10 protein-coding genes are annotated in these 12,162 nt (G+C 71.7%); 9 read left to right on the top strand and 1 reads right to left on the bottom strand.

What is annotated here, in order from left to right; all coding sequences use genetic code 11:
- Positions 1-91: 91 nt before the first annotated feature.
- The 6 genes from RT054_RS04985 (at position 92) to RT054_RS04960 (ending at position 7,246) form a co-directional block, all read left to right on the top strand.
- A complete protein-coding gene (locus RT054_RS04985) occupies positions 92-1,036 on the top strand; it encodes a PAC2 family protein (RefSeq protein ID WP_312719376.1) in 945 nt (314 codons plus the stop codon).
- Between the two features lie 179 nt (positions 1,037-1,215).
- Positions 1,216-1,920 (top strand): EcsC family protein, encoded by a 705-nt coding sequence (locus RT054_RS04980; protein WP_313022395.1) that lies wholly within the window; start codon positions 1,216-1,218, stop codon positions 1,918-1,920.
- 150 nt (positions 1,921-2,070) lie between these two features.
- On the top strand, positions 2,071-3,159 hold the full coding sequence (locus RT054_RS04975) for a DUF4192 family protein (RefSeq protein ID WP_313022393.1): 1,089 nt from the start codon (positions 2,071-2,073) through the stop codon (positions 3,157-3,159).
- A gap of 143 nt (positions 3,160-3,302) precedes the next feature.
- On the top strand, positions 3,303-3,701 hold the full coding sequence (locus RT054_RS04970) for a universal stress protein (protein ID WP_313022391.1): 399 nt from the start codon (positions 3,303-3,305) through the stop codon (positions 3,699-3,701).
- 265 nt (positions 3,702-3,966) lie between these two features.
- A complete protein-coding gene (locus tag RT054_RS04965; protein ID WP_313022390.1) occupies positions 3,967-5,784 on the top strand; it encodes an RNA polymerase sigma factor in 1,818 nt (605 codons plus the stop codon).
- A gap of 199 nt (positions 5,785-5,983) precedes the next feature.
- Positions 5,984-7,246, top strand: a complete 1,263-nt coding sequence (locus RT054_RS04960) for a hypothetical protein (protein WP_313022388.1) — start codon at positions 5,984-5,986, stop codon at positions 7,244-7,246.
- Here RT054_RS04960 and RT054_RS04955 read toward each other — a convergent pair.
- On the bottom strand, positions 7,233-7,781 hold the full coding sequence (locus RT054_RS04955; RefSeq protein ID WP_312719364.1) for a type II toxin-antitoxin system PemK/MazF family toxin: 549 nt from the start codon (positions 7,779-7,781) through the stop codon (positions 7,233-7,235). The genes RT054_RS04960 and RT054_RS04955 overlap by 14 nt on opposite strands.
- A 210-nt stretch (positions 7,782-7,991) precedes the next feature.
- Here RT054_RS04955 and lepA point away from each other — a divergent pair, with 210 nt between their 5' ends.
- From lepA to hemW, 3 genes are all read left to right on the top strand, one after another.
- Positions 7,992-9,845 (top strand): translation elongation factor 4, encoded by a 1,854-nt coding sequence (gene lepA, locus RT054_RS04950; RefSeq protein ID WP_312719391.1) that lies wholly within the window; start codon positions 7,992-7,994, stop codon positions 9,843-9,845.
- Between the two features lie 3 nt (positions 9,846-9,848).
- Positions 9,849-10,607: a tRNA (guanosine(46)-N7)-methyltransferase TrmB gene (gene trmB / locus RT054_RS04945; protein WP_313022386.1), complete on the top strand. Its 759-nt coding sequence runs from the start codon at positions 9,849-9,851 to the stop codon at positions 10,605-10,607.
- 265 nt (positions 10,608-10,872) lie between these two features.
- Positions 10,873-12,117: a radical SAM family heme chaperone HemW gene (hemW, locus tag RT054_RS04940; RefSeq protein ID WP_313022385.1), complete on the top strand. Its 1,245-nt coding sequence runs from the start codon at positions 10,873-10,875 to the stop codon at positions 12,115-12,117.
- Positions 12,118-12,162 lie beyond the last annotated feature (45 nt).

The following is a 12,162-nucleotide window of genomic DNA, read 5'->3' as shown; positions in this document are numbered from 1 at the left end:
CGGTGGTCGGGCACAACCGGGTGCCGACCCTCGGGAATCGTGGGGCCTCTCCGTGCGTTCTGCCTGGTGATCGATGACGGAAGGAGATCCGGTGCAGACCCCCTCGACGCTCTACCGGCTCGAAACGGACACCGGCGTGGCCGACCTGCGGGCGGGCACGCTGGTCGTCGCCCTACGAGGATTCCTCGACGCCGGACACGCACAGCGTCTCCTCGTGGAGCACCTGTTGCGCACCCTGGAGCACACGGTCGTCGCGACGTTCGACGTCGACCAGCTGCTCGACTACCGGGCGCGGCGCCCGGTCATGACGTTCTCGCGCGATCGCTACACCGCCTACAGCGACCCGTGCCTCGCGCTGTACCGCATCGTCGACGATGCGGGCACGCCGTTCTTCCTGCTGTGGGGCCCGGAGCCGGACTACCAGTGGGAGCGGATGAGCGCCGCGGTCGTCGACCTCGTCGAACGGCTGTCGGTGCAGCTCGTCGTGTCGATCCACGGCATCCCGATGGCGGTGCCGCACACGCGACCGGTCACCTCGACACTGCACGGCACCACCGACGAGGTCCGCGCGGGTGCACAGCCCGTGTTCGGCACGGTCGAGATCCCGGGCTCGCTCGCGGCGCTGCTCGAGCTCCGACTCGGCGAGCAGGGCCACGCGGCGACCGGATTCGCCGTCCACGTGCCGCACTACCTGGCCCAGTCCGACTTCCCGGCCGGCGCCGCCCACGCCCTCGAACGGTTGGCGGACGCCGCGGGACTCTCGCTGCCGCCCGCAGCCCTCGAGCTCGCCGCCGCCGACAGCGCCCACGCCATCGCCTCCGAGGTCGCCGAGTCGGCCGAGGCCGCCGAGATCGTGCGGGCGCTGGAGGAGCAGTACGACGCCCGCCTGGCCCGCCTCGCCGCCGGTGACGATCACGTGAACGACGAGGACGGCGGCGACGAGCCCGACATCACCGACGGGCCCCTGCCCACCGGTGACCAGCTCGGCGCCGAGCTCGAGGCGTTCCTCGAGGAGATCAGGCGCGGGCGCCACTGAGCGACGCCGCCTGAGCCGCTCGGTGCGGATGTGCATCGCCGCGGTGTCGGCCATGATGGGCAGGACCCGCGGAGGCGGGAGCGCACGACACGTCGACGGAGCACCCGAGGCTCGGCGTCGGCGGCACGGCAGGATCACGACGAACGGCCCGTCCACCCACGAGGCCCAGGAGGACACACATGGGGATCTTCGACAAGGAGAAGCAGGCACCGGCGCCGGTCGCCACCGAGGACATGGGCGCGATCGCCACGCAGGCGTCCAAGCTCGTCGAGCGGATCCTCGAGGTCGGCATCGACGGCAAGGGGTCGTTCGACTCCGCGCAGAAGGTCGCCGACGACGCCCGTCGTCGGCGCAGCGACCCCGAGCGCGTCGTCGACGACATCATCGGCGCCCACCTGCGTCTCGCGGCCGGCAACGGCTTCGTCACGGGGCTCGGTGGGTTCGTCACCCTGCCCATCGCGTTGCCCGCGAACGTGGCCGGGTTCTACATCGTCGCCACCCGCATGGCAGGCGCGATCGCGGCGGTGCGCGGCTACGACATCGCCGACCCGTCCGTGCGCTCGGCGATCCTCCTCTCACTCATCGGCGCCGATTCCGACGACCTCCTCCAGAAGGTCGGCTACCAGACCGGTGGGCGCCTCGCCAACCTCGCCACGGAGCGGCTGCCCGGGGCGCTGCTGATGGCGATCAACAAGGGCGTCGGGTTCCGCATCGTCACCCGCATGGGCCGCTCGACCCTCAGCAAGATGGGCCGACTCGTGCCCGTCGCGGGCGGGGCGATCGGCGCGGGTCTGGACTCCTACCTCCTCAAGAAGATCGCGGACGGCGTGCGGGACCAGTTCCCCTTCAAGGCGACGCTCACGTCGCTGCCCAAGGACGGCTGAGAGCTCTTCATGTGAACGTCGGTGGCGCACGGCCCGGGGTACGGCCCCGGGCCGTGCGTCGTCCACACCCCCGTGGCGGTCCGCCGCGCCGTCCCCAGGGGCGCTCGGGGCGTCCGCGGGCGTCGACCTCGAGGGCGCACCGTCGAGGGCATGACGCCCCTGCTGTCCCTCCCCGATCTCCTCGTCTTCCTGCCCTACCACCTGGGGTTCGCCCTGCGCGACGCGCTCGTCGTGCTCGCCCTCGACGGCCGCCGGCTCGCGCTCGTCGAACGCGTCGACCTCCCCGAGGCCGGTCCGCTGCCGACCGAGGTCGTCGACCGCATGGTCGGGGGGTTGCGTCGCCTGCGTTCCGATCCCGACGTGGTGCTGGTCGTCGCCTTCGTCGGAGACCGTCCACCCTTCCCCGCCCAGGACCAGCTCATGGAGGCGGTCGGCAGGGACAACCCGTGCGTCCGGCGCGTGCTCGTCGCGAACGACGCCTGGTACGACGGGGCGGCGGGGGAGTGGCGACCCCTTCCTCTCCCGGCCGACGTGGCACTCGTCGCCGAGTACGTCGGGCGCGGCATCGCGCCGCTGCCGTCCCGCTCCTCGCTCGAGGACCTGCTCGACCCGGCCCCGTCGCCCGAGGTCGATGCCGCGGTCGCCGAGCTGCGGGGAGGCCGCGTCGACCTCGACTGCGGGTGGCGGGCCTGGGAGCGACTCGTGCACGAGGCGGCCGACCCCGGGCCCCCCGGCCCGCAGCGATGGCCTACGGGCGACGGCCGCTCGGCGGACTCCCGCGACGACGGGGGCCGGAGGGGGCCCGAGGACTCCGTGCGGGACGTCGCGACCGTGCTCGCGCTCCTCGCCGACGTCCCCCTCCGCGACGCCTTCCTCGGTCGGCTCGTGCCGCTCGGGCGGGGAGCGGGGGAGAACCCCACCGTCCACCACGTCCGGGCGCCCCTCGACACCCTCGACGCCGAGTCCCCCGGCGACGTGCCCCGCGAGCCCACCGACGCCCTGGACGCCCTTGCGAGTCGGGTCGCCACCCGCGCCGTGCTGCTGCGCCTGGCCCGGCAGGCACCGGGTTCCCTGCGGGCGACCGCGTTGGCCGTGCTCGCCGCCTGGGCCTGGCACGCCGGCGACGGGGCCTTGGCCGACGTCGCGTCGTCCGCCGCGCTCGACAGGGAACCCGAGCACTCGCTCGCCGAGATCGTCGCCTGTCTCGTGGGCCTGGACGTCCCTCCGCCGGGGGTCTGAGGACTCCCGGGGGGTCGGCGAGCCGTGTTCGTGGGAAGTGGTGCCGGTCACTCTCGCGTGGGCTACCGTGGCCTTCGATCGAGACGCGCCCCGGTGTCCGAGGTGCCAGATCAAGACGCACCCGAGTCCACCAGGAGGCTGCAGTGTCCGTCGTCGTGGGGTACATCCCGACCCGTGAGGGGACCGCCGCCCTCCGCCAGGCGGCGGACGAGGCGAGGCTACGAGGGTGCGACCTCGTCCTCGTCGACTCGAGCCGCACGGGACGCGACCCCGAGGCCGAGGCGGCCCGTCACCTCGCAGACACCCTCGAAGCCGTCCGGGGTGAGCTCGAGGAGTCGGGGGTGCAGCTCGTCGAGCGTCACCTCGCGCGCGGCAACGAACCCGCCGAGGACCTCATCGACGTGGCCGACGAGGTCGGCGCGGCCTGCATCGTCATCGGGCTACGGCGTCGGTCCCCGATCGGCAAGCTCGTCCTCGGATCCAACGCCCAGCGCATCCTTCTCGACGCCCGATGCCCCGTCATCGCCGTCAAGGCCTCCTGACGCGTCTCGACTCGGAATGGCCCGCCCCGCACCTGCGTTGACGTGCGTGGCGCCCAGACGCAGGGCGCGCCGGCGGGGGTGTCCGGAACGGTCGGTCGTGCAGGAGAGGCCGGCGTGGAATTATAATGGTGCTCCGACGACGGCCGCCGGGATGATGCTCATCCCGCTGTGACGCCCGTGACCGTGCCCCGCTCATCGGGGCGATCCCTTCGACGAAGCGCATCGACGGCTTCGTCTGTCCCGTCAGAAAGGTGTCAGGGTACCCGTGGCGAATGCCCCCCAGTCGGCCGCAACACCGGCCAAACTCCCTGCCGAGTTCACGCACCCCGCTCTCGAGAATCTCCTCAAGGTCGGGATGACGCGCGGATCGGTCGACAGCGGCGATCTCAAGACCGCCCTCGAGACCGCGGAACTCACCCCCGCCCGACAGAAGGCGGTCATCCGCGCCCTCGAGCAGAGCGGCGTTCAGATCACTCTCGACACCGAGCACGCCGCACAGGCGGTGGGCACCACCCGCAAGCGGGCCCCGCGCAAGACCGCGGCCAAGTCGACGTCCCGGTCGACCGCCAAGACCGCGGCGAAGACGTCCACGGCGAAGACGACGGCGGCCAAGGCGGGCACCGCCAAGACCGCGGCCGCCAAGAGCGCCGCGGCCACCAAGACCACCGCGGCGGGCGAGGCGGCGACGGACACGGCCGGGGCGCCGACCGAGACCACGGACACGGCCGGGGCGCCGACCGAGACCGCGGCGAAGACGACCGCCCGTAAGACGACGGCTCGTAAGAGCACGCCCAGGAAGACCGCGGCCAAGTCCGCCGCCAAGACCGCGGCCGCCAAGAAGACCGCGGCCGCTGGTGCCAAGGACGGGGTCGAGGACGCCGTGTCCACCACCGAGGACGTCGAGCTCGATGACCTCGCCGTGGAACCCGGCGCCGAGGACCTCGCCGCCGAGGTCGCCGAGGTCGAGGACGTCGTCGCGGACGGGGATGTCGCCGAGGACGGCGACGACGCGGTCGAGGACGGCACCGACGACAAGTCCGCGCGCAAGGGTCGCCGCACGCGCAAGGCCAAGAAGACCGCCGAGACACCGGCCGAGGGCACCGAGGAGTCCGGCTTCGTCCTCCGTGAGGACGACGAGGACGACGCCCCGGCGCAGCAGGTCGTCACGGCCGGTGCCACCGCCGACCCGGTCAAGGACTACCTCAAGCAGATCGGCAAGGTCGCCCTCCTCAATGCCGAGCAGGAGGTCGAGCTCGCCAAGCGGATCGAGGCCGGCCTGTTCGCCGAGGAGCGCCTCAACTCGGGGGAGACCTTCGACGCGCAGATGAAGCGCGACCTGTGGTGGATCGCCCAGGACGGCAAGAACGCCAAGAACCACCTCCTCGAGGCCAACCTGCGTCTGGTCGTCTCCCTGGCCAAGCGCTACACCGGCCGCGGCATGCTCTTCCTCGACCTCATCCAGGAGGGCAACCTCGGTCTCATCCGTGCGGTCGAGAAGTTCGACTACACGAAGGGCTTCAAGTTCTCCACGTACGCGACGTGGTGGATCCGTCAGGCCATCACCCGGGCGATGGCCGACCAGGCGCGCACCATCCGCATCCCGGTGCACATGGTCGAGGTCATCAACAAGCTCGCCCGCGTCCAACGGCAGATGCTCCAGGATCTGGGTCGCGAACCCACGCCGGAGGAGCTCGCCAAGGAACTCGACATGACCCCCGAGAAGGTCGTCGAGGTGCAGAAGTACGGTCGCGAGCCGATCTCGCTGCACACCCCCCTCGGTGAGGACGGCGACTCGGAGTTCGGTGACCTCATCGAGGACTCCGAGGCGGTCGTCCCGGCCGACGCGGTGAGCTTCACGCTGCTGCAGGAGCAGTTGCACTCCGTGCTCGACACGCTCTCCGAGCGCGAGGCGGGCGTGGTGTCGATGCGCTTCGGTCTCACCGACGGTCAGCCCAAGACCCTCGACGAGATCGGCAAGGTCTACGGTGTCACCCGCGAGCGCATCCGTCAGATCGAGTCGAAGACGATGAGCAAGCTGCGTCACCCGAGCCGCAGCCAGGTCCTGCGCGACTACCTCGACTGATCGGCGATCCCCGCACGGGCGCCCCCGGTGAACGCCGGGGGCGCCCTGTGCTGCGGTGGGGGACGCGGCGCGCCGCGGGGGCCGATGGGACGAACGGTCGGGGCCCGGCGAACGGTGACCCGTTCTCGGCCGGCCGAGACCCTGAGTGCCGATCCGTGAGTCGTGACTCGTGAGGTCGTGATCTGAAGGAGGAGGGGCGATGGGTCTCCTGTCCGAAGTCGAGTCCTGGTTCCGTCATCGCGGGGTTCCTCAGGTGCTCCCGCTCTCGGTGCGGATCCGGGCGGCGCTCGGTCGATCGGCGCCCCTGTTCGTCGCCCTGGTCGTGCTCGACTCGGCCTGGCAGGTGGTGGCCGCCTCGGCCGACACGTTCGAGCGGGCGGTCGAGCTGACGGTGCCGATGGCGTTCGTCCTGCTTCTGTTCGTCCTCGCCCCCGTGGCTGCGGTCCTCGCGGGGTGGGTGACGTGGCGCACGGTGCACCGCTCGAACCTCGCCTCCCGGATCGTCGGACTCGTCGCGATCCCCGCCTGGGTGGCGGTGGGGGCGATCCTGGCGGCCAGGGCTCACGGGGTCGCCGTGGCGGGGCCGCTCTGGTTCCGGCTGACCGCGGCGGCGGCGCTCCTCGGACTCATCGTGCTGGGCGTGGACTCGCTGATCCACTGGGCTCTTCGGCGCACCCTAAGGGAGCTGTGGAGCGTCGGCCCGATGGTCCTACGGGTGTTGCCGGTGCTCATGGTGGCGGTGCTGTTCCTGTTCTTCAACGCGGAGATCTGGCAGGTCGCGGCCGGTCTGGACACCGCCCGCACGTTCGGCGTCGCGGGGGTCCTGTCGATCCTCGCCCTTCTCGTCGTCGTCGTGACGGCACGCGACGAACTCCGTCCCCACGTGGAGCGGTCGTCACCGGAGGACGGGGGGATCGAGGCGCTGCTGCACGGAACCCCGCTGGCGGGCGTCGTCTGCGAGGGGGAGCCCGCGACCTTGCGACCGGGGGAGCGGGTCAACTTCCTGCTCGTCCCCATCGCAGCCCAGAGCATCCAGGTCGCGCTGTTCGGCGTGGTCATGCTCACGTTCTTCATCGCCTTCGGCACGCTCGCCATCTCGGACCCCGTGGCGGCCTCCTGGATGGGGAGGGCGCCCGACGCCATCGCCTTTCTCGACGTGCCCCTGGGAGTGAGCGTCGAACTGCTGCGGGTGAGCCTCATCCTGGCCAGCTTCTGTGCTCTGTCGTTCGCGGCGTCGGCGTCGACGGACCGGGCGTACCGCGCCGCCTTCCTCGAGCCGATCCTCCGTGAGGCCCGGGTCAACCTGGTCGCCCAGCACGCCTACCGGCACCTCCGGGACGAGGTCACCCCGCGCACTGCGGACACCGCCTCGGATGCGCCGGGCGAGACGGACGACACGAGCGAGAACACGACCGACGACACGACCGAGACCGGACGTCCCGAGCGGATCAGCGGCGATTGACGCGCGAGGCCTCCTGGAGCACCGCGTCGAAGAGTTCACGATCGAGGGCGGGGCCGTCCCGGCGCACCGTCGAGGGCGCGAGACGCACCACCCGGTCGAGCCTGACCTCGCTGGGGCGCCCCTGCCGGTCCCAGGAGCCGCTGCCGACGTCCATCCAGTGGCGCCCGCGGGCCGCCTCCCGACGGTCGTCGCGGTCGTGATCCTTGCTCGTCAACGGCAGCGCCAGCAGCCATGGCCCGTCCTGACCGACGATGAGCGCGGGCCGGTCCTTGCCTCGGGCGTGGTCCTCCTCGTAGGGGATCCAGGCCCAGCACACCTCGCCCGGGTCCGGGCGACCGTCCGCGGTCGGGGTGTACTGCGGGTTGAGCTCGCCCCGGTAGTCGCCGGGGTAGGTCGTCGAGGGGGTCGTGTGCGCGTGCCCCGTTCGTGGCCGGGGGTGCTTCTGGCGGCGGGCCTCGCTGGAGCCGGCCACCTCCTGCTGCACGCCGCGGAGGACGGCTCGGCCGAGGGTCGTGAGCAGGCGGCTGAGAGTCACCGGGTCAGGCTAACGGGAGGATCACGGCAGCGGGAGTCCCCGACATCCCCACGTCGGGGACCGGGTCGGCGCGGAGTCCGCCCGATCGGCCGCTCCTCCTCACGTCCCCACCACGACCTCCGGCGGCGGACGGGGGCGTGTCGTCGCGTATGGGAGACTGGGGGTCTCGCCCCGTCCCCGTCCCGATGAGGTTCTTTACTCGTGTCCCCCATGGCCCGCACCGCGTTGCCGCCGCACGCGACGCCGGCGGAGCTCATCCGCAACTTCTGCATCATCGCGCACATCGACCACGGCAAGTCCACGCTGGCCGATCGCATGCTGCAGCTCACGGGGATCGTCGACGAACGGCTCATGCGCGCCCAGTACCTCGACCGCATGGACATCGAGCGGGAGCGCGGCATCACGATCAAGTCCCAGGCGGTGCGCCTGCCGTGGGCGATCGACGGCGAGGACGGGCAGCAGACCTACTGCCTCAACATGATCGACACCCCCGGTCACGTCGACTTCACCTACGAGGTGTCCCGGAGCCTCGCCGCGTGCGAGGGCGCGATCCTGCTCGTCGACGCGGCCCAGGGCATCGAGGCGCAGACCCTCGCCAACCTGTACCTGGCGATGGAGAACGACCTCGAGATCATCCCGGTCCTCAACAAGATCGATCTCCCGGCCGCGCAGCCCGAGAAGTACGCCGCCGAGATCGCCGGCCTCATCGGGTGCGATCCGGAGGACGTGCTCCAGGTGTCCGGCAAGACCGGCGAGGGCGTCGAGGCCCTTCTCGACCGCATCGTCGAGCTCGTCCCCCCGCCCACCGGAGACGCGGATGCGCCCGCCCGCGCGATGATCTTCGACTCCGTCTACGACACCTACCGCGGTGTCGTCACCTACGTGCGGGTCGTCGACGGCCACCTCACGCCCCGGGGCCGCATCCAGATGATGTCGACCAAGGCGACGCACGAACTCCTCGAGATCGGCGTCATCTCACCCGAACCCACACCGAGCGACGGCCTCGGTGTCGGCGAGGTGGGCTACCTCATCACCGGCGTCAAGGATGTGCGACAGTCCCGCGTCGGCGACACCGTCACCGACCAGCGAACCCCCGCCACGCAGTCACTCGGCGGCTACCGCGACCCGCGGCCCATGGTGTTCTCGGGCCTCTACCCGATCGACGGCTCCGACTACCCGGTGCTGCGCGACGCCCTCGACAAGCTCAAGCTCAACGACGCCGCGCTCGTCTACGAGCCGGAGACCTCCGCGGCCCTGGGCTTCGGGTTCCGCGTGGGCTTCCTCGGCATGCTGCACCTCGAGATCGTGCGCGAGCGGCTCGAGCGGGAGTTCGACCTTGACCTCATCTCGACGCTCCCGAACGTCGAGTACGACGTGAGGATGGAGGACGGTTCCGTCGTCGAGGTGACCAACCCGAGCGAGTTCCCCGCGGGCAAGATCGCGTCGGTCACCGAGCCCGTCGTCCGTGCGACGATCCTCGTGCCGAGCGAGTTCATCGGCGCGGTCATGGAGCTGTGCCAGAGCAGGCGTGGGTCGTTGCGGGGCATGGACTACCTGTCCGAGGACCGCGTCGAGATGCGGTACACCCTGCCGCTCGCGGAGATCGTGTTCGACTTCTTCGACCAGCTCAAGAGCAAGACCCGCGGCTACGCCTCGCTCGACTACGAACCCGACGGCAGTCAGGAGGCCGACCTCGTCAAGGTCGACATCCTCCTCCAGGGCGACCAGGTCGACGCCTTCAGCGCCATCGTCCACAAGGACGCCGCCTACGCCTACGGCGTGCGCATGGCCTCCAAGCTGCGCGAACTCATCCCGCGACAGCAGTTCGAGGTGCCGATCCAGGCCGCGATCGGCAGCCGCATCATCGCCCGCGAGACCATCCGCGCGATCCGCAAGGACGTGCTCGCCAAGTGCTACGGCGGTGACATCAGCCGAAAGCGCAAGCTGCTCGAGAAGCAGAAGGCGGGCAAGAAGCGGATGAAGATGGTCGGCACCGTCGAGGTGCCGCAGGAGGCCTTCATCGCCGCGCTCTCCAACGACGCCGCCGAGAACTCGAAGAAGTAGCCGGTGGCTCAGCGGGGCGAGGGCGTATCGGAGGCCGGCGCCCGGGAGCGGATCCGTCGTGAGGTCGTCTCCTTCGCCCGGCGTGACGGTCGTCTCTCCCATCGTCACCAGCAGGCCTGGGACGCCCATCATGCGCGCTACGTCGTCGCCCCCGAGCGGGACGCCCGCTCGACGTCCCTCGCGCCGGGGTGGCACCTCGACGCCGCTGCGCTGTTCGGACGCACCGCCCCGCTCGTCGTCGAGATCGGCTCGGGTGACGGCGAGGCCGTCCTCGCCTCGGCGCAGGCCCACCCGGAGGTCGACCACCTCGCGGTGGAGGTCTACCGGCCGGGTCTGGCACGCACGATCGTCGCCGCGGAGCGTGCCGCTCTGGACAACCTCCTGGTGCTGCCGGCGGACGCCCGGGCGGTGATCGCGTCGGCGCTGCCCCCGGAAAGCGTGCGCGAGGTGCGGGTCTTCTTCCCGGACCCATGGCCCAAGGCGCGCCACCACAAGCGTCGGCTCGTCGACGAGGCGTTCGTCACCGCCGTCACGCGGGTCCTCGAACCCGGGGGCGTCCTGCGGCTCGCGACCGACTGGCCCGACTACGCCGAGGTCATGCGCGCCGTGTGCGAGGCGGCGCCGGGGTTGGTCTCGCGGCATCCGGGCTCGCCATGGGGGCCGCGGTTCGACGGGCGGGTCCTCACGCGGTACGAACGCAAGGGCACCGACCTCGGGCGCGACATCCGCGATCTCGCGTTCGGGCGACCGGCGCGACGCTGAGTCCGCCGGGAGGGCGGCGGACTCAGCGCCGCGCGGATCGCCCGATGCTGCGGTGGTGGGTCGGTCGACCCGAGGCCGTCCGGCCGCGAGGTCGTCGTCCGGCTCGGCCGAGGTCGTCGAGCCGACCCCTCCAGGTGTCCCCTGACATCGAAACCCGAATGTGAATCCCCGTGCGACGGCGCCGGGTCCGACTCGACCCCTGGCGTGCGTCGTCGGCGCCCATCCTGCCACGGATCGTTCCGGCGTGTGGTGGCAGACTGCCCCCGTGCCTGGACGACCCCCTGACGGTGACCCCGCCCCGCTCACGGGGGAGCTTCCCCCCACCGCCCTCGAGGCGTTCACGCAGGGCGTGGACGGGGGCCGGGACGCGTTCGGGGCCTACGTGCACGTCCCGTTCTGTCTGCGCCGGTGTGGCTACTGCGACTTCAACACCTACACCCCGGGTGAGCTCGGCAGCCCCGCAGTCGGGGAGGCGAGCAGCTCCTACCTCGAGGCCCTGACCGCCGAGATCGCCCTGTCCGCGCGCGTCCTGCCCGCCCGCCCGTTCGACACGGTGTTCTTCGGCGGCGGCACGCCCACCCTCCTGGACCCGGCGCAGATCGCCGGGATCCTCGGCACGCTCGAGGAGACGTTCGGGTTCGCTCCGGGTGTCGAGATCACGACCGAGGCGAACCCCGACACCGTCGACCCCGCGACCTCCCCGGAGCGTCTCGCGCAGCTCGCCGCCGCGGGGGTCACGCGCGTGAGTCTCGGGATGCAGTCGGCCGTCCCGCACGTCCTCGCCACCCTCGATCGCACCCATGACCAGGGCGCCGTCGGGCGCAGCGTCGAGGCCGCCCGCGACTCCGGGCTCGCGACGAGCGTCGACCTCATCTACGGCACCCCCGGTGAGTCCCTCGACGACTGGCGCCGTTCCCTCGAGGCCGCCATCGCCCTGCGCCCCGACCACGTGAGCGCCTACGCCCTCGTCGTCGAGGAGGGCACGAGGCTCGCCGTGCAGGTACGCCGGGGTGAGGTGCCGGCACCGGAGGACGACGACGAGGCGGACAAGTACGAGCTCGCCGAGGACCTGCTCCGGGCCGCGGGCTACCGCTGGTACGAGGTGAGCAACTGGTCGGCCACCGAGGCCGGGGTGTGCCGTCACAACGAGGGGTACTGGCGCAGCGGCCCGTGGTGGGGCTTCGGGCCCGGGGCGCACAGCCACGTCGGGGGTGTGCGCTGGTGGAACGTCCGGCATCCCTCGGCGTACGCGGCCCGCCTCGCCGCGGGGCGGTCCCCGGCCCAGGCCAGGGAGATCCTCGACCCGGACCAGCGCTACGCCGAGGACGTGATGTTGCGGATCCGCCTCGCCGAGGGGTTGCCCCTGGAGCGACTGCGTCCCGAGGGGAGGGCGGCGGTCGACGGCGTCCTGCACGACGGGCTGGCCGACGCGACGCCCGGTGGGAGGCTCGTGCTCACCGAACGCGGTCGCCTGCTCGCCGACACCGTCCTGCATCGGCTGTTGGTCTGAGGCCGCAGGCGTGGCACGCGCGAGCCCTCGTTCACGACCCGCCTG

Origin of the sequence: Mobilicoccus sp., from assembly GCF_032060985.1 — a bacterium.
Taxonomy (GTDB): domain Bacteria; phylum Actinomycetota; class Actinomycetes; order Actinomycetales; family Dermatophilaceae; genus Mobilicoccus.
Note: the sequence above shows the minus strand (reverse complement) of the source record. Positions and strands in the feature narration are given on the sequence as shown.